Below are 21,617 nucleotides of genomic sequence, written 5' to 3'. Positions count from 1 at the left end.
GTGGTATCGCGTAACGGAGCGGTTTCAGGCGATCGGAGGGCGCAGCAGCGAGCCGGTCGTAGCCGGCATGAATCCCGAATGGAGGGTGAGCGGTGCGAAGTGGGCTTCCAACCGGGCGATGGGAAGCGGTGCACTGGTGGGCAATGTCACCGAATGCGCACAGGCACAATGACAGTTGCTCCCTTCACCCAGGAGACAGCTGTTCGCATCGTCAGCCGATGTCGTGCTGACGGCGGTATCCGCCACCAGGGTGGTCGGGGCAGCCGCGGTCGCCGCAGCGAATCGCACTCCGGCCCCATCGGCTACGCAGAACGACCCGCTGACGAACTTGATCAGCAGCACCGCCACGGCCAATACCCACAGACCGCGGTGGCGGCGCAGGCGAGTCAGCAGTGGTGGCGCGAACCGATACATTCGCCGATCCTAAACGACAGTCGCGCTGTTAGACAATTTCACTTGGCCGCTTTTGATCAGATCCGCTGGCCATGGGCAGCGATTACTACCTCACCGTTTTCCTTGACGAACGATTGCGTCACCGGCGGAAGAATGTCGAGTACGACTTCGGAGGGACGACATAACCGTGTGCCACGTGGCGTGACCACAAAGGGACGATTGATCAGGATCGGATGCTTCAACATGGCATCGATGATGACGTCATCGGTGATTCCGGCAGCGCCTAGCCCGAGCTCCGCGAAAGGGGTTCCCTTCTCACGCAAGGCTTCGCGCGGTTTGAGCATGGCTTCGTCGATGAGCTTGATCAGCTGGTCGCGGTTCGGAGGCGTCTTGAGATATTCGATCACGGTGGGCTCGATGCCGGCATGGCGGATCAGGGCCAGCGTGTTGCGCGAAGTGCCGCAATCCGGGTTGTGATAGATCGTGGCAGTCATCGGTGTCGCCGTACTCATCGTCAGCAAGCTCCACCGGCGCAGCAACTGGCCTTGGTTGGTTCCACCACGACCGGGGCCGATGCCGCTTTTTCGGTCACACCGGCGGCAGCCAACAAGGCGTGTGCCTCGGCTGCACCTTTGCGCTCGCTGTAGCGGTTCACCAGGTAGTCGCTGCGGTCGCGCACCAGCAGGGTGAACTTGAACAGCTCTTCCATCACGTCGACCACGCGGTCGTAGAACGGCGAGGGCTTCATGCGGCCGTTCTCGTCGAACTCCTGCCAGGCCTTGGCCACCGACGACTGGTTCGGGATCGTCACCATGCGCATCCAGCGTCCCAACACGCGCAGCGCGTTCACCACGTTGAACGACTGCGACCCGCCGCAGACCTGCATGACCGCCAATGTGCGTCCCTGTGTCGGGCGCACGCTGCCGTCCTCGAGCGGCAGCCAGTCGATCTGGTTCTTGAACACGCCGGTGACGCTGCCGTGCCGCTCCGGGCTGACCCAGACCTGGCCCTCGGACCACAGCGACAGGGCACGCAGCTCCTGCACCTTGGGATGGCTGGCCGGCACGCTGTCCAGGATCGGCAGGTCGTGCGGATCGAACACACGAGTCTCGGCGCCGAACCGGCGCAGGATGCATTCCGCCTCCAGGGCGAGCTTGCGGCTGAACGATTGCGGCCGCAGCGAACCGTACAGGATGAGGATGCGCGGCGGATGGTCGGCACCCTCCGGCAGTGCCAGTTTCGCGAGGCTGGGGGTGTCGAGCAGGGCGGCATCGACGTGCGGGAGTTCTTCGGTCACGGGCGGGTCCGGTATTGCATTGATGCGATGATTCTACGAATATGGAAGTGTCGAAACAAGACGGTCACGCGAAAACTGTTAGCTGCGTGCATCGCCAACACACTGCCTTTTTCCTCGATCCGGGCATCTGTACGAGAGCCGTCATGAATCCCTGCCGCGTCCTGTTCATCTGCACGGGCAACTCCGCCCGCAGCATCCTGTCCGAAGCCACGCTCAACCACCTGGGCAAGGGCCGTTTCGAGGCATTCAGCGCCGGCAGCCAACCTACGGGCAAGGTCAACCCTTACGCGCTGGAGGAACTCCAGGCGGCGGGCATTTCAGTCGACGGCCTGAGCAGCAAGTCGTGGGATCGCTTCACGGAAGCGGGTGCGCCGCCGCTCGATATCGTCATCACCGTATGCGACAACGCGGCCAACGAGGCTTGCCCGGTGCTCTTTGGTGATTTCGTCAAAAGCCATTGGGGCCTTCCTGATCCGGCCGCTGCGCACGGCCATGGCGCTTTGCTGGAGGCGTTCCGTCGCGCCCACACGCTCATCCTCTACCGGATCACCGCGCTGGTCGACTTGCCGGTGGAGACAATGGATCGCGAGGCCTTGAAGCAGGCGCTGGATCGCATCGGCACGCTCACCGACGAAGACGAGGATGCGGCATGAGCGAGACACTCCTGCCGGTGGGCGAGGCCTGTGCCGCCACCCCTGTGAAAAAGAACTCCATCGGCTTCTTCGAGCGCTACCTGACCGTCTGGGTACTGCTGTGCATCGTCGCCGGCACGCTGCTCGGCCACCTGCTGCCCGGTATGTTCACGAGACTGGGCAACATGCAGGTGGCGCAGGTCAACCTGCCTGTCGCTGTCCTGATCTGGCTGATGATCATTCCCATGCTGCTGAAGATCGACTTCGGTGCGCTGGCTGGCGTGCGCCGCCAGTGGAAAGGGATTGGCGTCACGCTCTTCATCAACTGGGCGGTGAAGCCCTTCTCGATGGCGCTGCTGGGCTGGATCTTCATCCGCCACGTGTTTGCACCGTGGCTACCGGCCGACCAGCTGGATTCGTACGTCGCGGGCTTGATCCTGCTGGCGGCGGCGCCCTGCACGGCGATGGTGTTCGTGTGGAGCAACCTGTGCAACGGCGAGCCCAACTTCACGCTGAGCCAAGTGGCCTTGAACGACGCGATCATGGTGGTGGCCTTCGCGCCCATCGTCGGGTTGCTGCTCGGCATCTCGGCGATCACCGTGCCGTGGAGCACGCTGATCCTCTCGGTGGTGCTCTACATCGTCGTACCGGTGCTGATCAGCGTCATCCTGCGTCGTGTCGTACTGGCTCATGGTGGCCAGGACTCACTCCATCGCCTGCTGGCCCGGCTGGGGCCGATCTCGCTTGGCGCGTTGCTGCTGACCCTGGTGCTGCTGTTCGGCTTCCAGGGGCAGCAAATCCTCGCCCAGCCGCTGGTGATTGCGATGCTGGCGGTGCCGATCCTGATCCAGGTCTACGGCAACTCTGCGCTGGCCTACGTCCTCAATCGCGCGTTCCGCGTCCCGCACTGCGTGGCGGCACCCTCGGCCCTGATCGGTGCCAGCAACTTCTTCGAGCTGGCGGTCGCCACGGCGGTGGGCCTGTTCGGCGTGCATTCGGGCGCAGCGCTTGCCACCGTGGTGGGCGTGCTGATCGAGGTGCCGGTGATGCTGTCCGTGGTCCGCATCGTCACCACCAGCAAGCGTTGGTACGAAGCCCAGACAACCTGATCGGAGCACGCCATGCAAGGTCACTACAACGTCCTGTTCGTGTGCACCGGAAACTCCGCACGCAGCCTCCTCGCCGAGGCCATCACGAACCATCGCGGCGAAGACCGTTTCCGCGGCTACAGCGCAGGGAGCCGTCCCAAGGGTTTCATCTACCCGCAGACGCTGGAAGTGCTGCGCGCCGTCACCCTGCCGACCGAAGGGCTGCGGAGCAAAAGCTGGAGCGAATTCCTTCTCCCCGGCGCACCTATCATGGATTTCGTCATCACCGTGTGCGACCAGGTGGCCGGCGAGGCGTGTCCCGCGTGGCCAGGCGCACCGATCACTGCGCACTGGAATATTCCCGATCCAGCCAAAGCCTCAGGCGATCGGGAAACGGTCTACAAGGCGTTCCTGTTGGCGCGCAATCTGTTGCAGCAGCGGATCAGCTTGCTGATGAATCTGCGCATCGAGGCGCTCGACCGCCTCGCGCTCAGCAGCCGCATCGAAGGGTTGGATTCCGCGGCATCCTCACAGTCCGCCTGACCCGGCCGAGGGCGCATCCCCGTACACTGTCCAAGCCTTGGAAGATCCCCGCACCGCCATGCAGACCAAGCAAGCCATCACGCTCCTTTCCGCCTTGGCCCAGGAATCCCGCCTGGCCATCTATCGCCTGCTGGTCGAGCACGCGCCAGATGGCCTGGTGGTTGGCGCCATTGCCGAGCGCCTTGGCGTGGCGAACACCACGCTTTCTTTCCATTTGAAAGAGCTGGTGCACGCCGGCTTGATCACCAGCCAGCAGGAAGGCCGCTTCATCTACTACGCGGCCTCGATGGCGGCCATGGACGACTTGATCGGCTACCTCACCGAGAACTGCTGCTGCGCCACCGGAAAGAGTTGCGTGCCTGTAAAGGGTGCAGGGCAAGCGACAAGCACGCGTACCCAGTCGCGTAGTAAAGCCCGAACAGCCTGACGGGCTGGGTGATCTGCCAATCGCTACCCGCAGCAGGATTTCTGCTGCTGGATCGGCGGACATGGCACACTGCCGTAGGAGCAGAACACGCAGCAGTCACCGGCTTTCGGCTGGAGCATCTCGCCGCAACCCGCACAGTCGTAGAAGAACTGGCACGCGTCAGTCGGCATGGTCTCGGTGACCTGATGGCCGCAATGTGGACACGTTAGTGTGCTCTGCAGGATGAGTTCGGTCGTCATGCGTTTCGCCGGAGAAATGAATGGAAAGTGTCGGCAGGGTCTTCGCTGCGCCCCTGTCTATCGTGTCGATTCACTGGGCATCCATCGTATCGCTGGCCGTGCGGCAGGACGCGCTGGGAGCCGGCGCCAGCAGATCGCGGACTGAGACCGCCACCATCAGCAGCAGCCCCGGATAGAGCAGCCATCCGGTGCGATGGCCACTGGCCCGCATCACCCCTACCGCCACCAACACCAGCAGCGGACCTAGCATACCGAGCACGGCACGCGGCCACTGCCGGTGACTGAACCAGCCCAGCGCATTGGCGAGCAGCGCGATGGCGGCAAACGCCGGCAACAGGATGCGGATGAACAGACCTTCATACGGACTCAGTACGCCCAGCCCGATCGCCGCACCGAGGCCGGCCAGGGCGGGAAAGCAATTCACGCAGGCCGCTGCCGAAACGACACTGCCGATCAGTCCGGCCTTGTCGGCGAGCCGAGTGAGCAGGGACATGGGGGTTCTCCTTTCGCGCGGAATGCTGACGGCCTAAGGTATTCCCGTAGTCAAGTACGGAGTCAAGCCCATGCCCTCCACGCAGGAAACGCTTTCCATCGGCGCCTTCGCCAAGGCAGCCGGGGTCAATGTCGAAACGATCCGCTTCTACCAGCGCAAGCGCCTGTTGGCGGAGCCCGCCCGTCCGCCGGGCGGCATTCGTCGCTACGGAAACGCGGAGGTCGCGCGGGTGAAGTTCGTGAAATCCGCGCAGCGGTTGGGATTCAGCCTCGATGAGGTGGCGCAGCTACTGCGGCTGGAGGACGGCACCCATTGCACGGAAGCGGCTGGTCTGGCCGCGCTGCGGCTGGCCGATGTACGCCACCGGCTGGCCGACCTCGCACGCATGGAGAAGGCCCTCGCTGCGCTTGTCGAGCAATGCGGTACGCGTCAGCGCAGCGTGTCCTGCCCGCTGATCGCCTCGCTGCATGCTCGCTGAAATGGCGGCAGGCAGGATGCGACAGGCATGACGCCGGTGCAGTGCATCGGCTGGATGGTGTAACCACGCCTTCGCCACTCCGCCATGGCCCGTCGCGGAGCATGCCGCCTTGGCTGCCTCGTCGTCGCGCCTGTTCAGGGCATGGGCCGCGCGTGATCTGACCATTGCGCCGTGCCCTGGATCAGTTCGGCCCGCACGCAATGCGCGTCCGTGATCGACGTTACCGTGGCTTGCCCGCTCGCGGCGAAGTGTTCAAGGGGCACGCCTTTGCTGGGAATCACGTAAGCCACCCTCATGACCTGCAGCCGCGTGCCGACGGCGGGCAGTGGCGTAACCCGGTAGCAGATGTCCAGCTGCCGTCCGTTAACATGACCAATCCAGCCGTCGGCGTAAGTATTGGTCGCGTGCGCGATCGTGCCGATGGTCAAGCCCGTGAATAGTAGGGCGGTGCCGAGATACGCAGCGTGCGATTTCATCGTTGTACTCCAAAATTATCGGACTGCCGTGATAGACGCGGCCACAAACCCCACGAGGCACGTGGCCGCACCGCCACCGCCGCCGGTTGGCCCCTGCCGAAGGCAAGCGCCGGTTGGCGGCGGTTCCCGATCAACCTGCCGGGCTGATCGCCGTCACCGTGCTGGCCATGCCGGCCGGATGCAGGGTGAACTGCACCTGCTCACCCACCTTCACCTTCTGCAGTAGTGCCGGCGGGTCGACCTTGAAGGTCATGGTCATCGCCGGCCAATGGATCGACGCGATCGCCTGATGCTTGATCGTGACGGTGCTCTTGGCTGTATCCACTGCCTCGATAACACCCGTGCCTTGTGCCGTCTGATTCGCACAACGCATGTTCTTGCCCATTGGCATGTTCTTGTCCATCTTCATGCCTTGGTGCATCTGCATACAGTTCATCATCTTCATGTCGGAGTCATTTGGGTGCATCGGCATGTTCTGCATGTTCGGGTTCATCTTCGTGCCCTGGGTACCTGACGTCGCCTGCGCGAAGGCGGGCGTGATCGCTGTCATCAGGATGGCGCTCAGCAAAATGGAACGTGTTTTCATGGTGTGTTCTCCTCGGATTGCAATGAATGTTGCTTCTTGCGTTTGCCCAACCGCCGGCGTTCGAGCAACCGGAACGCCGCCGGAATCATCAACATGGACAGGACCGGCGAGGTGACCATGCCGCCGACCATCGGCGCGGTGATACTGCGAGCGAGCAGCGAACCTGTGCCGCCAAACACCATGATCGGCAAGAGTCCCGCGAGGATCACCACCACGGTCATCGCGATCGGGCGCACGCGCAGCAGCGCACCTTCGTGGACTGCCTCATCGAGTGCCGCATAGGTCAGTTCCCCCGCGTCCATCCGGCGCTGCCACGCCTCTCGCAGGTACAGCACCAGCACGATGCCAAATTCGCAGGTAATGCCGGCGAGGCCTATAAAACCCACCACGGTCGCGACCGACACGGCATAGCCCAAGAGCCATACCAACCACAGACCACCGACCAGACCGAGCGGCACGGTCGCAACGATGATCAGGGCCTGCGCAGCATCGCGGAAGATCAGGTACACCAGCAGAAACACAATAAGGATCGTCGTCGGTACCACCAAGTTCATGCGCTGCTTGGCGTGCTGCAGGGCCTGGAACTGTCCGGCCCAGTCGAGCGTATAGCCAGCCGGCAGCGTCACCTGTTGCGCCACCGCGTGCTGAAGCTTGGCGACCATGCCGCCGAGGTCGTTGCTGGAGGTATCGACGAACACAGAGGTCGATGGGACGCCCGCTTCGCTGTCCAGCGCCGGCGGCCCGTCGGTCACATGGAGGTCTGCGACTTGCCCCAGCGTCACTTGTGCCCCGTCATGCGCCACGATCGGCAGTGCGCTCAGCGCGGCCACCGAATCGCGCGCAATACGCGGATAGCGCAGCACGATCGGGAATCGTTGCAAGCCCTGGATGGTTTGGCTGATCGGCGCACCGCCTACCGCCGTGGCGATCAACGATTGGATGTCCTGTTGGGAAAGCCCATAGCGGGCGGCCGCGTCGGGCCGAATCTGGACATGCACGTAGCGCCCGCCATTAGCGCGTTCGGCCACGGCCGACGTGATGCCGGGGACGCCTTGCGCCACGCGCGCGATGTGTACGGCGAGATGCTGCAACTCGGCGACGTCGGGTCCCAGCACCTTGATGCCGATCGGGGATTTGATGCCGGTTGCCAGCATCTCGGTGCGAGCACGGATCGGAAATACGAACAGGTTCGAAAAGCCCGGTACCTTCACCGCACGGTCGAGTTCCGCCTTCAGCTTGTCCATCGTCATGCCGGCGGGCCATTCGCTTTCCGGCTTGAAGGTGATCGTGGAATCGAACATGCTGAGCGGTGCGTTGTCCGTCGCGGTTTCGGCCCGGCCGGCTACGCCAAACACATGCGCGACTTCCGGTACCGTTTTCAGCATACGGTCGGTCTGCTGCAGCAACTGCGCCGCCTTGCCGGCGGACAGACCGGGCAACGCGGTCGGCATGTATAACAAGGTGCCTTCATCGAGCGGCGGCATGAATTGGGTGCCGAGGCGGGACACCGGCAGCAGGGCGGTCAGCAACACGATGACCGCGATCGCGATCACTGGCCATGGCCTGCGCATGGCGAAGGCCAACATCGGCTGGTAGATCCAACGCACGAACCGGTTGACGGGATTGGCGTGTTCCGAACGGATGCGACCGCGCACCAGGTACCCGATCAACACGGGAACCAGCGTGACCGAAAGCGCCGCGGCGGCGGCGACGGAATAGGTCTTGGTGAAGGCCAGCGGGTCGAACAGCTTGCCTTCCTCACCGCCCAGGGCGAACACCGGCACGAACGAGAAGGTGATGACCAGGAGACTCACGAAACACGCCGGCCCGACTTCGGTCATCGCCGCCGTCACGAGCTTCCAGCGTTCAACGGCACCCGGTTCGCGTTGGCCCGGGTGGGCATCACGCCAAGCCTCCAGGTGTTTGTGGGTGTTCTCGATCATCACCACCGCGGCATCGACCATTTCGCCGACCGCAATGGCAATTCCGGCCAGCGACATCAGGTTGGCCGAGACCCCTTGGGCATCCATCACCAGGAAAGCGGTGAGGATACCCAGCGGCAGCGTAATGATCGCGACCAGCGAGGAGCGCAGGTGCCCAAGGAACAGCAGGCACACCAAGGCGACGATGATGAATTCCTCGATCAGTTTCTCGCCGATGTTCGTCACTGCCCGGTGGATCAACTGGGAACGGTCGTAGGTAGTGACGATCTTGACGCCCGGCGGCAGGCTCTTTTGCAATTCGGCCAGGCGCGCCTTGACCGCCTTGATGGTTTCGAGTGCGTTCTTGTGGTAACGCATGATCACGATGCCGCCCACGACGTCGCCCTGGCCATCCAACTCGGCGATACCGCGACGCTCGGTGGGTCCGCGCCGGATTCTCGCCACGTCTTGCAACAGGACAGGGGTGCCATCCTTGGCTGTCGCGATCGGAATCTGGGCGAACTGATCACGCGTCTGGAGATAACCAACACTGGTGACCATCATCTCGGCCTCGCCCTGTTCGATCACCGAACCACCGGTGGCGCCGTTGGTGGCTTTGACGGCGCTCTCGACCTGCTGCACGGTCAGACCCCGCGCCGCCAGCGCCGCCGGGTCCAACACGATCTGCCACGCATTCTGCATGCCGCCTATCGTCGCGACTTCCGCGACGTTCGGCACGGTCTTCAGCCGATAGCGCAGGAACCAGTTCTGGAGTGCGGTCAACTGGCCAAGATCATGCTTGCCGCTGCTGTCGACCAGCGCGTATTCGTAGATCCAGCCCGAGCCATCCGCATCGGGGCCGATGACTGGAGTGACCCCTGGAGGCAGCTTGCTGGCTGCCTCACTCAGGTAGTCCACCACCTGATTGCGCGCCCAGTACGGGTCGGTGCCGTCGGCAAATACGACGTACACGAAAGAGTCGCCGAACATCGAACTACCGCGCACGGCGGTCGCCCCCGGTACCCCCAGCATCGTGGTCGTCATCGGATAGGTCACCTGGTCCTCGACGATTTGTGGCGGCTGCCCGGGCCAGGAGGTTTTGATGATCACCTCGGTCGGCGACAGGTCGGGGATCGCATCGAGCGGGATGCGCAGCAGCGAAATCGTCCCGGCGATCGCCAGCGCTATAGCGGCGAGCAACACCAAGCCACGATTGGCGATAGACCAGCGGATCAGCTTGACGATCATGGCGAATCTCCGCGACCGCTCGATGCCGACGCCGCTGGCGTGGGCATGTCCATGCCGGGCATGGCGTTGCTTGCCTTCCCTTTCGTGGGCGCGACCGGCGATGAAGGTTCGGGCTTGCCAGGATTGCTACCGCTCGATGCGGCCGGCATTTGCATGCCGGGCATTGCGCTTGCCTTCGCGCTGCTTGCTCCCGCAGCAGGCGCGCCAGTGTTGCCCGCTTCCATGCGTGTCAACGCGCCGGACAGGCTCGCTTCCGAGTCGATCAGGAACTGTCCCGAAGTCACGATGCGTTCGCCACCCTGTAGGCCGGCGAGAATGACCGTCATGTCGCCCGATGATCGGCCTGTGCGCACCAGTACCGGCTTGAACTGCCCATCGCTCAATGCCTCGATCACGCGGGTATGGACACCATCGGCGATGACCGCCTCGGTTGGCACCAGCGGATGCGGCATACTGGCCGCACCCTGGATGCGCACGTCGGCAAACATGCCGGGCGCAAGATCATGTTTGGGATTGTCCAGCACGATCCGCGCGCGTTGCGTGCGGGTTGCCGCACTCACGTCGGGCAGCAGGGCTTCCACTTCGCCTTGAAAGGTTTCACCCGGCAGCGTAGTCACGGTCGCAGTGATCGGAGTGCCCGCCGTGATCCCGCCGCTCTGCGCCTGCGGAATGGCGGCATCGACCCAAACCTTGTCGAGCCCATTGATGCTCATGATCGGCATGCCCTCGCCGACCTGCTGACCTTCCTGTACATCGAGTTGGCTGACCACGCCATCGATCGGCGCGCGCAAGGTGATCGTGCCCCTGCTCGCACGCAAGCCCCGAATGGTCGCATCGTCCATGCCCAACACGTGCAGACGTTCGCGTGCCGCCGCGCGCAACGACCGCGCATCCGCGGACTCGGCACCGGTCAGTGCGAAATACTCCGCCGCCGCCGCGCTCCACTGCGGCGCGAGCACCTCAGCCAACGGCTGACCGGCCTTCACTGCCGTGAACGGGGCGCGCACGTAAAGCTTTTCAAGCGTGACGTTGGTACGTGCGTTCACGGTCACCGCAAGCTGCTGATCCCAGGCGACCGTGCCGGGCACCTGCACGGTGTCAGTCAATCGGCCGACTTCGACCTTTGTCGTGCGCATGCCAAGGTTCTGCACTTCGGCCGCAGAAACCCGCACGATGTCGTGATCCCCGGAGCCACTCTCGTCCGCATACTTCGGCACCATCTCCATCCCCATCGGCGATGCGCCCGGATGGTCGAAATGCTGCTGCGGCGTCATCGGGTCGTACCAGTACAGCACCTTGTGTTGCGTATTGTTCGCGCTCGTGGCGGAACTGGTTGGCATCGACGCTGAGCCAGCATGACGGCCACCGACATAACCCAGCGCCAGCAGCGCCGCCGCCAGCAACGCGGCGCCGACGATCATCCATCCACGTTTCATGGTGTGTTCTCCGAAGAGGCGGGTTGCGCAGGCAACAGGTAGGCGAGCGCGGCCCAGGTACGGGCGCGTGTGGCGAGTGCGTCGACATAGCTCAGGCGCAACGCGATTTCGTCGTGGCGCGCGTCCAGCCACGGCTGCAGCGTGCCGCCGCCGCGGTAGTCCGCCAGGGCCACCCGGGCGCGGTCGCGCGCCAACGGCAGCAGCGCCTCGCGATCACGCGCGATCTGCCGGCCCCAGCCCTGCCAGGCGGCGACGTCGCGCGCGACGGTTTCGCGCTGCGCGCGGCGTGCATCCTCATACGCCGACTCGACCGCGTCGCGCTGCTCCTGCTTCGCGCTGATATCGCGGTCCTGCCGGTTGCGGGTGAACAGCGGCAGGCTCACCCCGACCTGCAACGTCACCATGTCCGACAGGAAGGGCGCACGTTTCCCGTACATGAGGCTCACGCTCCAGTCCGGATGCTTCGAGGCACGCGCCTGCGCCAGTGCGGCATCGGCCACCTGTTCGCGCGATTGCCACGCCTGCATCGGCGCCTGCCGGTCGATGTGCTGTTCGAGCTGATCCGGCGCGACCGGTAGTTGGTCGAAGTCCGGGGCATCTGCCAGCGTGGCTGGCACGCCGCCCAACCAGCGCTGCAGGGACGCGCGAGCCGCCTGCACGTCGGCGTCGGCCGCTTCGATCTGGTTGGCCAGCGTTAACGCCTGGGCTTGCGCGGCCAGCACGTCGGCGGCGCTGCCGGTACCGCCGCGCAACCGCGCCTTGGCGACCTGCACGGCGAGGGCGCTTTCGTCGCGCAACGCCTCCAGCAAGGCGCGCTGCTGCGTGGCCGCCCACACGCCGATCCAGGCATCAGCCACCTGTTCACGCACGCTTTGTGCGGTGGCCGTGTGCTCGGCCTCGGCGGCATCGACCTGCGCCGCTGCAAGCGAACGATCCGCTGCACGTGCGGCATGCGAGGGAATCGTCTGCATCACGCCGACGGTGCGCATGGTCATGCTGTCCGAGCGCAGGCTGAAGGCGCCCGGAGCGGTGACCGGAAAGTTGGAGACGCCAAACGTCAGCGACGGATCGGGCAAGCGGCCGGCGCGCACCGCCTCGTCGCGCATCGCGTTGAGGGCGGCGTTGCGGGCGGTGAGCAGCGGTGCGCGGACCATGCCCTGCCGAACAGCGGCATCGAGCGTCAGCGGCGGCACGTCCGCGGTTTGGGCCGCAGCGACGGCCACTGATCCACCCAGGACGATGAGCAGAACCCGCGCGCACCGGCGGCGGGCCAAACAGGAAAACGGCATGAGAATTCACTCCCGTGATCGAACAGGCGTCGCGCCATGTGGGCACGACGGCACCTCGGCGATGGCCGGGAGGCGCTAGATCAGCAGGGAGCAGAACAACAACGTGGCCGATGGCGGTGGCGCTCGCAGCCGGTAGTAGCGTTCGGGGACGAAAGCCGCCGGCATGGGCGGGACGACGAACGGCACCGCAGACGGCAATGCCGCCAGCAGGTTGGGCGGCACCGTCAGAGGGCGGCTATCACTGGGCGCGGACACTTGTCGGACGCAGTGCTGGGCGCACAGGACGTGGTCGCTCGCCGCATGTTGCATCTCTGGGCAGGTGCCACGCATGGCGGCGTCTCCCGCGCCCGTGCCCATCGCCATGACCGACCCCATCATGGCCGGCGGCATCGTGCAGGCGTAGGCCGCCAGGGCCGTTTGCAGGCCCAGCATGAACAGCGCACCGACCAGCAGCAGCCCGCGTGTCAGCCCTGCGCGACGTAGGTCGCGCAGGCGCCAAGGGCGCGGTTTACGTGGCGTGGATCGGGTGCGTGCCATGTGAAGTCCGTTACGGATGGGTGTGCCCGTCGCCAAGGGGCTTCGTGCCGACCGAGCCGACCGTCGCGGGCGAGGGTGCGGAAGCGGCGCCTTGGCCAGACATGTCCATGCCCTTCATGTCCATGCCACCCATGGCTGCCGCATCGTGAGCATGCGCATCGCTGTCCCCGTGACTGTGGCTACCGCCTTCATCCATGTCCATGTCCTCATCCGGCGGCGCCTTCGCCACAATCGCCTTGTATTCGGCCGGCGTCATGCCGGGCAGCTTCTCCAGGAAGGCGACCATGCTCCAGATGGTGGGATCGTCGTGGCCCGCCTTGCCCCACGCGGGCATCGCGCTCATCTTGATGCCGTGCTTGATGACCCAGAAAGCGTCCTTCGGATCGACGTGCACCTTGGAAAGGTTGGGCGGCTGCGGATACATGCCGACCCGCAACTCGGAGTCGTTCACGCCGGGGGACAGATGGCAGCTGGTGCACATCGCCGCGTACTGGCCCGCGCCTTTCAGGATCAGTTGTGGGTCGTCGAGATTTGGCACGGTCAGATCCTTCGAGCGCATGTGGATCGAACGGTCGCGCAGGGTCTGCAGGACGGCAAACACCGGCTTGGTGTGGTGATCGTCCGCCCCGATGTTGTACAGGCCGGAATAGACGAACGCGCCGGCGCCGATGGCCAACACGCCCAAGGTGACGGTGACCGTGATGACGTGCGCAGTGTGTTTTTTCATGGGTGCCCCTCAGAACCAGATGCGGACGCCGGCCACGATCTGCCGGTCGAGTACGGGTTGATGATCCTGCCGCGCATAGTCGGCCGTGGTGCCGATGCGGCGGACCCAGTTCACGCCGATGTAGGGCGCGAACTGGCGGTGGAACTCGTAGCGCAGGCGCAGGCCGAACTGCACGTCGGACACGCCGCTGCCGATGCGGCGCTGCGGGTCGTCCTTGCCGTACAGGTTGACCTCGGCCTCGGGCTGCAGGATCAGCCGCTGGGTGAACAGCAACTCATAGTCAGCCCGCAGGCGCGCGGCGGTGCGGCCGTTGGCACCGGCGTAACCGGTGGCCTCCAGCTCGAACCAGTACGGGGCCAGCCCCTGCACGCCGAACGCCGCCCACGTCCGCTTCGGGCCCTCGCCGAGATCCTGGCGCACACCGAGCTGGGTGCCCCAGTAGGTGGCGATGCTGTGGTTCCAGAACGCTTCGAGGTCACCATCGTCCAGCTTGCCGCGGCTGCGCCCGCCTTCGGTCCGTACCCACAGCTTGTTCGTGTCGTTGCCGTACCAGCCTTCGGCTTCCCAGGTCTGGCCGTTCGCGTCACGGCCGTGGAAGGCCTCCAATTGATCGATCAACACCATGCCCAGCGGCGTGTTGTCGGCCATGTCCATGCCCTGCATGGAGCCGTAGCCAACGCCGTCGGAGTAGTCGGGGCTGCGCGCATTGGGTGGTGGGCTGCCGCCCTGCATCGGGCCCATCGTCATGCCCGGCATCGCGCCCATGCCGGCCATGCCAGCGTGATCCATCCCCTTCATGTCCTCCGGACTCATGCCGGGCATCGACGCGTGATCCATCCCCGACATGTCGCCGGCGGGTGCCGCCGACGAAGCCGGCGTGGCGGGCATCGGCATGCCTTGCATCGCACTGTGATTCATCCCCTTCATGCCCTTCATGTCGCCCATACCGGAGCTGGCGGCGGGCTTGGGTGGCATCGGCATGGCGGGCATCGCAGGGTGACCCATGTCGTGCGACGACGACGCCGGCTGCGTTGGCGAAGACTTCTTGCCCGACTGTTTCACCTTCGATGGCGTCGCGGGTCTGGGCGCGCTGGACGAGGCCGCCGGCATGCTCATGCCGGGCATGTTGCTCATGTCCATTGGGGCGGTGCTGCTCGACGCGGGGACACTTTGCGCGTTGGCCGCCAGCGGTAGTGCCAGCCACAGCGCCGCGAGCAGCGCGGAGCGATTCAAGTGAGTGGTTCGCGAGGTCGGGCTCATGACACCACCACCTCGCGGAACATGCCCGCTTCCATGTGATACAGCATGTGGCAGTGGTAGGCCCAGCGGCCGAGGTTGTCCGCGCTCACCCCGTAGGCGATGCGCTGCGCGGGTTGCACGTTGATGGTGTGCTTGCGCACCTGGAATTGGCCGTCCGGGTTCTCCAGCTCGCTCCACATACCGTGCAGGTGGATCGGGTGATTCATCATGGTGTCGTTGACCAGCACCAGGCGCAGCCGCTCGCCGCTGCGGAAATGGACCGGCTTGGCATCGGAGAACTTCACGCCGTCGAACGACCACATGTAGCGCTCCATGTTGCCGGTGAGGTGCAGCTCGATCTCGCGGGTCGGTTCGCGGGGGTCGATGGAGCCGCCAATCGTGTGCAGGTCGGCATAGGTGAGCACGCGACGGCCGTTGTCGCGCAGGCCGGTACCCGGGTCATCGAGGTTGGTGCGCGGCATGTCCACGTGCATGTCGACGCCCGGGTTGTGATATTCGGTGCGGGCGTGATGCACCGCGGGGGCGGCCGGTGTGGCCATCCCGCTCATGTCCATGCCGGGCATGTCCTGCATCCCGGCCATGCCCGCTATCCCAGACATGCCACCGTGGCCGCCGCCCTGGGCCATGGCACCCATCATGTCCACCATGCTCACGGGCATGCGCGGATCCATCGCTGGCACCGCCGCTTCCATGCCGGGCCGCGGCGCCAAGGTGCCGCGCGCGTAGCCGGTGCGGTCGATCGACTGGGCGAAGATCGTGAACGCCCGGTCTTCCTGCGGCTCGACGATCACGTCGTAGGTCTCCGCCACCGAAATGCGGAACTCGTCGACCGGCACCGGTGCCACATCCTGGCCATCGGCGCTGACCACGGTCATCTTCAGGCCCGGAATGCGCACGTCGAAGATCGTCATCGACGAACCGTTGATGAAGCGCAGTCGGATCTTCTCGCCGGGCTTGAACAGGCCGGTCCAGTTGCCGGCCGGCGCGGCGCCGTTCATCAGGTAGGTATAGGTGTAGCCTGAGACGTCGCTGAGATCGGTGGAGTTCATGCGCATCTGATTCCACATCTTGCGTTCGGCCAGTGCCTGACGCAGGCCCTGTTCGCGCACGTCGCGGAAGAATTCGGGCGCAGTGGGCTGCGCGAAGTTGTAGTAATCGCTCTGGCGCTTCAGCGTGGCGAGGATGTGCTCGGGGTTCTGGTCCGTCCAGTCGTTGAGCATCACCACGTAATCGCGATCGCTTGGGTGGCGCTCCGGTCCGGCCGGCTCGATCACCAGCGAACCGTACAGTCCCGTCTGTTCCTGGAATCCCGAGTGCGAGTGGTACCAGTAGGTGCCGCTCTGGCGCACCGGGAAGCGGTAGGTGAAGGTTTCGCCCGGCGCGATGCCGGGGAAGCTGATGCCCGGCACGCCGTCCTCTTGGAACGGCACGATGATGCCGTGCCAGTGAATGGACGTGGGCACCCGCAACCGGTTGGTCACGCGCATCGTGACGGTGGTGCCTTCCTTCCAGCGCAGGGTCGGCCCCGGAACGCCGCCATTGACGGTGGTGGCCAGGCGCGGGCGCCCGGTGTAGTTCACCGGCGTCTCGGCGATGTCGAGCGCAAAGTCGGTGCCGCTGAGGATGGCAGGTTGCCCCGCAGTGTTCAGCGCCCAGGCTTTTGACGGGCGCAACAGGCCGAGGGCGGCGATGGTGCCACCGAAGGCGACACCCTGGACGAAACGACGCCGCGACAAGTCCATCGCGGGCGGGGGAAGGATTTTCATGGGGGCCTCTCCAAGGCAGGCGGCATCCTCGTGGTGATGCCGATCACAGCCGATGGCTACGAGGGTCGACACGCGACCGTCGTGAGCCATGCTCATCGAAACGAGGGGAGAGTCAGACCGCCGGCGGTCGGAGCGGGGGCGCGTTCGTCCCCGAAGGGGCGGTCATGCCCGAGGGCATCGCGTAGGTTGCCGTCAATGCCATCGAAGCCGGCATCAATGCCGCCCTCGACAGAAGCGCCGTGGCACACATCGCGGCACAGGCGCACTGGCCAACCGCACCATCGCAGCAGTTCGCCGAGTGATGGCAGCAGGAATCAGGCGCTGTGGACGTTGCCGCGTGATGGCAATGCATGCCGTGTGCTGCGGCCGCGGCGACCATCGCATGCTCGGCCTGGGCATGCGATGCCATCGGCATGCTCATGGGAGCGGCCGCCACGGATTGGATCACGAGCATCAGCCACGCCAACACGCTCATCGCCCGGAGGCGACGTGAACGCGCAAGTTGACGCAACGAAAATCTCATTGGTTGAGCTTACTCGGGCGATCTGGCCCTCTCAACTCTGGAGGTGGGTTCAAGGGGATTCACGGCTTGCTGAAACCCATGTGCAAGGTGATTTTGTCGCCGGCTTTCAGGCCAGCCATGGCGGACGGTGGGAAATGCACCTTCAGGGCCATGCCTTCGGTGGTCACCTCGACCACGCCGGTCTTCGCATCCGCTGCCGTCACGGTCGCCGGCATCATGTGCATGCCCATCATGTTGTGGTGCATGCCTTTCATGTCCGAGTGCATCGCACCCATCTTGTCCATGCCGCTCGTGGGCGTGCTGCTTTGGGCCAAGGCGACGCCATTGAAGGCCAACGCGAGCGCCAGGGAGCCAAGCGTCGAAAGTAATGATTTGCGTGAAGTGATCATATGGCTGCTCCAATGAAGCGTTGCCAGACGCAACAGTGGTAGCGTGCGCCCCATCGTGTGTACGGACGTTGAAATTGCGGCCGAACGTCCACTTTGCTTCAGGCAAGGTGGTTACACCTTCAAATACTCCTCACAGGCCACGACGAGTTCGCGTATCTCGGGCTCGGCGGCGTCAGCTCGTGCCAGAAGTATGGCCCGCAGTTGCGCAATCTGATCGCTATTCGGAATCAACTCCGACGGGCTTTCCCACATCCAGTCGATCACGATCGGCAAGAGCTGGGTGGCAGGCAACGTCGCCACCTCTTGGCGGGTAGATACGTACATGCCCATCCGAAAAACCGGGCTATCCAAACCGTGGCTTTCCCGGGCAGCCTGGAATGCGCTCGCCGGCATGCCAAAGCGATCGCCGGGGTCAGTCATGGCACGTCTCCGTGAGGCACCGCGGCCCCGATGCGTGTTCTGGTGGTGCTGGCATGGCGCGCATCTTCTTCCGCATGAACGTAGATCGACGTCGTGCCGATGGAACTGTGGCGGAGGTTCTGCTGAATGTGATGGATGGGTGTGCCGTCCTCGGCCTGGTGCGTGGCGGCTGTATGTCGCAACCAATGCGTCGATGCGCGACGCACTCGTGCAGCCTTGACCTCATCCTGCCGTTGCAGCGTCTCGGCCACGCGCCGGAAGGTGTCTTTGACGATCTGGTAGACCGCCGTGGGTGTCAGCGGGGACGATCGTCCAGCGATGCCAAGAATGGCCGGGATGTTGCCGTCGCCCGAAGGCAATGCGGGCAGTCCGTGGAAGCGCCGATAGCGTGCGAAGTCGTCCATGAGACCATCGCCCAAGGGAATGGTGCCTTCGACGCCACCTTTCCCCACGGTATGCAGCCACCACCGCCCCCGAATATGTTGGAAATCACCTTCGCCGGCGGCCGCCGCTTCGGCAGCCCGCAGCGCAGTCTCATAGAGAAAACGAAGCACCCAGCGAGCGCGTTCGTAGCGCTGCCGTTCCCGTGCGGTGCTTTGCGACCAGCCGTCGACGACGCGGAGCACCTCTTCCCAGAGGGCGCGGTCCAGATACCGTTCGATCGTGCGTCGGGTGCCGCGGCGAGCCCGGCGGCGCTGCAGCACGAAGGGACTGCCCGCGAGATAGCCCGCACGCACGAGGTAATTGAACAGTCCCGCCAGGATGCCCAAGGCCTGGCGGCGGCTACGCTCGGCCAACGGCCCGACGAACAGTCGCCGATGCTCACCGCGACGGGCGAGACCGACGTCGCACCAGGCCGCCGGTGGCTGGGCAAGAAACGCCTCATAAGCGATCACATCCTCCCGCGTCAGGCTGGATACCGGCTTGCCACGCACTTGCGTGGCCCAGAGCAGCAACCGCTCGGCCTCTTTGCGGTAGCTGCGGAAGGTGTGCGGCGAGTCGTGATATTCCGCCAGCCACAGACCGATCGCGGCCACGTCGTCGTTGGCGGCGATCTGCCGCGCCACGCTGGCCGGGGCGCGGTTGGTTCCAGCGCATCCCGACAGGGCGGGCGGCAAGGCTTGGGGCAACGCTAGAAGGGTCACTGCAGGCTCAGTCATGCTTTCCGATGTCCGACACCACGGGAAACGCAGGGTACTGCCAAACAACTTTCGATTATGGGAGTTATCGTAAATTACTCGGATTAATCATGATACTTATAACGTAATACTGTGATATACAGTATTTTTGTTCTTCGAAATCGACCCTCCGAGCGACTGGAACTGCCCATGAGCCGTGTCAGTGATACCCGCCAACGTACCCGTGAGGCTGCCGCCCAGCTCGTTGCCGGCGGCAAACGTCCCCACGAAATCACGGTCGACCAGATCTATACCGCCATTCAGCAGGGCAGCCGAACCACCATCAATGATGAGTTGAAGTTGTGGAAAGAAGAACGTATCAAAGCGGATGCCCTCGGCGCCGATCTCCCGGCGACCGTGGCTGATGCCATGCGTGCCCTTTGGGTGGCCGCTGTCGAACAGGGCGAAGCGGTATTTACCGAGCAGCGTGGCACCTTGGAAATTGCCTTGGCAGAGGCGGAGCAGCAGCAGGCTGCGGTCTCGCAGGCACGCGACGATGCGCTGGCGACGTCGGCGGCAATGACCGAACAGTGCGAAGCACTTCGACAGCAGATCGCCGTGCTGCAAGCGCGCGTGGAGTCCGAGGTCACCGGGAAGAATCAAGCGCTCCGGGATGGGCAGGCGCTGCAGCAGAAGCTCACTGCACTTCAGAACGATACCGCCGACCAGATTGAACGCATCCGTCAGACGCAAACCGCGCAGGCCGAAGAATTCCAGGCCGCAATCGCACGCCGGGATGCGGCTTTTCAGGCCGAACGCGATAAAGCAAATGAGCGGATGGAGTCTGCGCAAGCGCGCATGCTGCAGGAGATCGACGCCGCACGGGAAGGTCAGCGGCGCGCGGAAAGCCAGCTGACCAAAGCGCGAGAGCGACTGGAGCAACAGCAGGCTAACTTGGCGGAGCTACGTTTGGATGCGGGACGTCATCAGCGCGAGCTGGCTGAGCGTGACACCCGTCTGGAAGCACTAGCCACTGCTATCACGGATCGGGATCGGACGGCGGTCGAACTGGCTGCAGCTCGCGGGCAATTGGAAGGCTTGGGGACCGCGATGCAGTCGCTTGAAGCCCGGGCGAATGCCGCAGAGGCTCGGTTGGCCGAGAAACGTGCGCCTCGAAAACGCCGGCAAACTTGATAGCTGCGTACTTTACATTTTTGGGGGTTGGGCAAAACTAGCCAATAACGTGTGCATGAAGTGGGTGGCAGAACTTTTCGATGACGGGCAGCGGCCACGGCGCGACCTAGCGGCTACGCCACTCGGACTCCATGGCCCTGGCCTACCCTCGATAACACAGGCTAATCACCCACTCTTCCTCCTAGAAAGGACATTGGTCTACACGAGACTCTGTACACGTTCATCGCTAGCAGGCAGCTCAAACACCACGCGTAGCCCTCTGCCCTCCGCACGTGGCTCGGCATGGATACGTCCATTGTGCAGATGGATGATGCTGCGGCAGATGGTCGGGCCCAGGCCACTGCCACGCGTTGGCTATGGACTTACAACCATGAGCGGCCGAACATGGCGCTCGGCGGGATCACCCCATGCAGAAGTTGGCCTTGGCCGCATAGCCCCACTTCTGGCGTCTGCTAAAAATGGGGGGATTACCGGACGCTCCATGCCAGCTGGGCCGGCTGGCCGCTAACGACGCGCGGTGAGCTGGTCAGCGCCAACGGCTACCGGTTCGAGCCGGGCCGGCTGGCCGCTTAGTGAAGCGTCCTCGTTCTTCCGAATCGGCCGGAAGTAGAGGTGGTTGATGATGTCATGCCAATGCTGCCGGACATGCTGGCCGCGCTGTGTTGCGCCCAAAAAGGTACAGCACTTGTTAAAAGCCTTGTAGGCGATACGTCAACGATCTAGCTGCCGCAAGAAAGCGATGAGGTTCCCTGGGGACCAACCGGGCTGGTTCAAATGAAACTTGGTCCAAAGATTGAAAACGTGAGCCTCTTGAGCGGTTGGAGCGCGACTGCCTCCGCGGCTGACACACTCGGGCGTCGACAAGCGCATATCAAGCCCGCCTGATTTGATGATCACTGTCACGCAGACCTGCAAGCCATCCCGTCGACGACGCTCTACTTGCTGAGTGATCCAGTCGGGGTTGGCATCCTGCAGGGAACGCTCGTCACTGGCAATCGATACGAAAATCATGGTCGCTCTCCAGATTCAGTGTCCTAAGCTTGCTTGATGCTTGTCGCATACTGCGAGACTGCATATTCTGGCACGCACAGTCGGAACCCGGGATGCGCACCTTCGATAACACGGGCCAATCCGCT

25 protein-coding genes and 1 pseudogene are annotated in these 21,617 nt (G+C 64.2%); 7 read left to right on the top strand and 19 right to left on the bottom strand.

The window, feature by feature from the left end; all coding sequences use genetic code 11:
• Positions 1-24: 24 nt before the first annotated feature.
• Genes AC3WP6_RS07770 through arsH form a run of 3 tightly spaced genes read right to left on the bottom strand, consistent with a single transcriptional unit; the run spans position 25 to position 1,690 of the window.
• Positions 25-414: a hypothetical protein gene (locus AC3WP6_RS07770; protein WP_008213366.1), complete on the bottom strand. Its 390-nt coding sequence runs from the start codon at positions 412-414 to the stop codon at positions 25-27.
• A 56-nt stretch (positions 415-470) separates the two neighbouring features.
• Entirely contained in the window at positions 471-887 is a 417-nt protein-coding gene (arsC, locus tag AC3WP6_RS07765) for an arsenate reductase (glutaredoxin) (RefSeq protein WP_008213364.1), read from the bottom strand.
• A gap of 20 nt (positions 888-907) precedes the next feature.
• Positions 908-1,690: an arsenical resistance protein ArsH gene (gene arsH / locus AC3WP6_RS07760; protein WP_008213362.1), complete on the bottom strand. Its 783-nt coding sequence runs from the start codon at positions 1,688-1,690 to the stop codon at positions 908-910.
• A gap of 143 nt (positions 1,691-1,833) precedes the next feature.
• Between arsH and AC3WP6_RS07755 the strand changes: the two genes are divergently transcribed.
• Genes AC3WP6_RS07755 through AC3WP6_RS07740 form a run of 4 tightly spaced genes read left to right on the top strand, consistent with a single transcriptional unit; the run spans position 1,834 to position 4,380 of the window.
• Positions 1,834-2,343, top strand: coding sequence for an arsenate reductase ArsC (locus AC3WP6_RS07755; RefSeq protein WP_008213361.1), 510 nt, complete (start codon positions 1,834-1,836; stop codon positions 2,341-2,343).
• A 59-nt stretch (positions 2,344-2,402) separates the two neighbouring features.
• A complete protein-coding gene (gene arsB / locus AC3WP6_RS07750) occupies positions 2,403-3,431 on the top strand; it encodes an ACR3 family arsenite efflux transporter (RefSeq protein ID WP_369501533.1) in 1,029 nt (342 codons plus the stop codon).
• 12 nt (positions 3,432-3,443) lie between these two features.
• Positions 3,444-3,953 (top strand): arsenate reductase ArsC, encoded by a 510-nt coding sequence (locus tag AC3WP6_RS07745; protein WP_008213359.1) that lies wholly within the window; start codon positions 3,444-3,446, stop codon positions 3,951-3,953.
• Between the two features lie 58 nt (positions 3,954-4,011).
• Positions 4,012-4,380, top strand: a complete 369-nt coding sequence (locus AC3WP6_RS07740) for an ArsR/SmtB family transcription factor (RefSeq protein WP_008213358.1) — start codon at positions 4,012-4,014, stop codon at positions 4,378-4,380.
• A 23-nt stretch (positions 4,381-4,403) separates the two neighbouring features.
• On the opposite strand, the gene AC3WP6_RS07735 is transcribed toward AC3WP6_RS07740, so the two are convergent.
• Both AC3WP6_RS07735 and merC read right to left on the bottom strand, forming a co-directional pair.
• Positions 4,404-4,619, bottom strand: a complete 216-nt coding sequence (locus AC3WP6_RS07735) for a GDCCVxC domain-containing (seleno)protein (RefSeq protein WP_037100775.1) — start codon at positions 4,617-4,619, stop codon at positions 4,404-4,406.
• A gap of 70 nt (positions 4,620-4,689) precedes the next feature.
• Positions 4,690-5,112: an organomercurial transporter MerC gene (gene merC, locus AC3WP6_RS07730; protein ID WP_369501524.1), complete on the bottom strand. Its 423-nt coding sequence runs from the start codon at positions 5,110-5,112 to the stop codon at positions 4,690-4,692.
• Between the two features lie 70 nt (positions 5,113-5,182).
• Between merC and merR the strand changes: the two genes are divergently transcribed.
• A complete protein-coding gene (gene merR / locus AC3WP6_RS07725; protein ID WP_369501526.1) occupies positions 5,183-5,590 on the top strand; it encodes a mercury resistance transcriptional regulator MerR in 408 nt (135 codons plus the stop codon).
• A 134-nt stretch (positions 5,591-5,724) separates the two neighbouring features.
• Here merR and AC3WP6_RS07720 read toward each other — a convergent pair whose 3' ends face one another.
• The 8 genes and pseudogenes from AC3WP6_RS07720 to AC3WP6_RS07685 form a co-directional block, all read right to left on the bottom strand.
• Positions 5,725-6,066, bottom strand: a complete 342-nt coding sequence (locus AC3WP6_RS07720; protein ID WP_369501527.1) for a hypothetical protein — start codon at positions 6,064-6,066, stop codon at positions 5,725-5,727.
• Between the two features lie 130 nt (positions 6,067-6,196).
• Positions 6,197-6,652: a copper-binding protein gene (locus tag AC3WP6_RS07715; RefSeq protein ID WP_008213329.1), complete on the bottom strand. Its 456-nt coding sequence runs from the start codon at positions 6,650-6,652 to the stop codon at positions 6,197-6,199.
• A complete protein-coding gene (locus tag AC3WP6_RS07710; protein WP_008213331.1) occupies positions 6,649-9,822 on the bottom strand; it encodes an efflux RND transporter permease subunit in 3,174 nt (1,057 codons plus the stop codon). The genes AC3WP6_RS07715 and AC3WP6_RS07710 overlap by 4 nt, the downstream gene beginning before the upstream one ends.
• Positions 9,819-11,243, bottom strand: a complete 1,425-nt coding sequence (locus tag AC3WP6_RS07705) for an efflux RND transporter periplasmic adaptor subunit (RefSeq protein WP_492628658.1) — start codon at positions 11,241-11,243, stop codon at positions 9,819-9,821. Before AC3WP6_RS07705 ends, AC3WP6_RS07710 begins: the two co-directional genes overlap by 4 nt.
• A gap of 11 nt (positions 11,244-11,254) precedes the next feature.
• Positions 11,255-12,481: a TolC family protein gene (locus AC3WP6_RS07700; RefSeq protein WP_369501528.1), complete on the bottom strand. Its 1,227-nt coding sequence runs from the start codon at positions 12,479-12,481 to the stop codon at positions 11,255-11,257.
• Positions 12,482-12,622: 141 nt separating this feature from the next.
• Positions 12,623-13,084 carry a hypothetical protein gene (locus tag AC3WP6_RS07695; RefSeq protein WP_008214637.1) on the bottom strand — a complete coding sequence of 154 codons (462 nt, stop codon included), beginning with the start codon at positions 13,082-13,084 and terminating at the stop codon, positions 12,623-12,625.
• Between the two features lie 58 nt (positions 13,085-13,142).
• Positions 13,143-13,811 (bottom strand): annotated as a pseudogene (locus AC3WP6_RS07690) (c-type cytochrome); the annotation flags it as partial.
• A 9-nt stretch (positions 13,812-13,820) separates the two neighbouring features.
• Positions 13,821-14,792 carry a copper resistance protein B gene (locus AC3WP6_RS07685; RefSeq protein WP_008214631.1) on the bottom strand — a complete coding sequence of 324 codons (972 nt, stop codon included), beginning with the start codon at positions 14,790-14,792 and terminating at the stop codon, positions 13,821-13,823.
• Positions 14,793-14,814: 22 nt separating this feature from the next.
• On the opposite strand from AC3WP6_RS07685, the gene AC3WP6_RS07680 reads away from it, so the two are divergent.
• Positions 14,815-15,048: a hypothetical protein gene (locus tag AC3WP6_RS07680; RefSeq protein WP_008214630.1), complete on the top strand. Its 234-nt coding sequence runs from the start codon at positions 14,815-14,817 to the stop codon at positions 15,046-15,048.
• Between the two features lie 19 nt (positions 15,049-15,067).
• On the opposite strand, the gene AC3WP6_RS07675 is transcribed toward AC3WP6_RS07680, so the two are convergent.
• From AC3WP6_RS07675 to AC3WP6_RS07660, 4 genes are all read right to left on the bottom strand, one after another.
• Complete coding sequence (locus AC3WP6_RS07675; protein WP_037101601.1) at positions 15,068-16,837, bottom strand: copper resistance system multicopper oxidase; 1,770 nt, start codon at positions 16,835-16,837, stop codon at positions 15,068-15,070.
• A gap of 582 nt (positions 16,838-17,419) precedes the next feature.
• Entirely contained in the window at positions 17,420-17,749 is a 330-nt protein-coding gene (locus tag AC3WP6_RS07670) for a hypothetical protein (RefSeq protein WP_008214623.1), read from the bottom strand.
• Between the two features lie 111 nt (positions 17,750-17,860).
• The gene (locus tag AC3WP6_RS07665) at positions 17,861-18,169 is read right to left on the bottom strand and encodes a hypothetical protein (protein ID WP_008214621.1); all 309 of its coding nucleotides are present in this window, start codon (positions 18,167-18,169) and stop codon (positions 17,861-17,863) included.
• A complete protein-coding gene (locus tag AC3WP6_RS07660) occupies positions 18,166-19,329 on the bottom strand; it encodes a tyrosine-type recombinase/integrase (RefSeq protein WP_037101598.1) in 1,164 nt (387 codons plus the stop codon). Before AC3WP6_RS07660 ends, AC3WP6_RS07665 begins: the two co-directional genes overlap by 4 nt.
• 168 nt (positions 19,330-19,497) lie before the next feature.
• Here AC3WP6_RS07660 and AC3WP6_RS07655 point away from each other — a divergent pair, with 168 nt between their 5' ends.
• The gene (locus tag AC3WP6_RS07655) at positions 19,498-20,481 is read left to right on the top strand and encodes a DNA-binding protein (protein ID WP_492627162.1); all 984 of its coding nucleotides are present in this window, start codon (positions 19,498-19,500) and stop codon (positions 20,479-20,481) included.
• Positions 20,482-20,679: 198 nt separating this feature from the next.
• On the opposite strand, the gene AC3WP6_RS07650 is transcribed toward AC3WP6_RS07655, so the two are convergent.
• Both AC3WP6_RS07650 and AC3WP6_RS07645 read right to left on the bottom strand, forming a co-directional pair.
• Positions 20,680-20,784, bottom strand: a complete 105-nt coding sequence (locus tag AC3WP6_RS07650; RefSeq protein ID WP_492628657.1) for a hypothetical protein — start codon at positions 20,782-20,784, stop codon at positions 20,680-20,682.
• A gap of 408 nt (positions 20,785-21,192) precedes the next feature.
• Complete coding sequence (locus AC3WP6_RS07645) at positions 21,193-21,492, bottom strand: hypothetical protein (protein ID WP_492627161.1); 300 nt, start codon at positions 21,490-21,492, stop codon at positions 21,193-21,195.
• Positions 21,493-21,617 lie beyond the last annotated feature (125 nt).

Source organism: Rhodanobacter sp. FW106-HT46G03, from assembly GCF_058789895.1.
The sequence above is the reverse complement of the archived record's forward strand: the minus strand, read 5'-3'. Positions and strand labels throughout refer to the sequence as shown.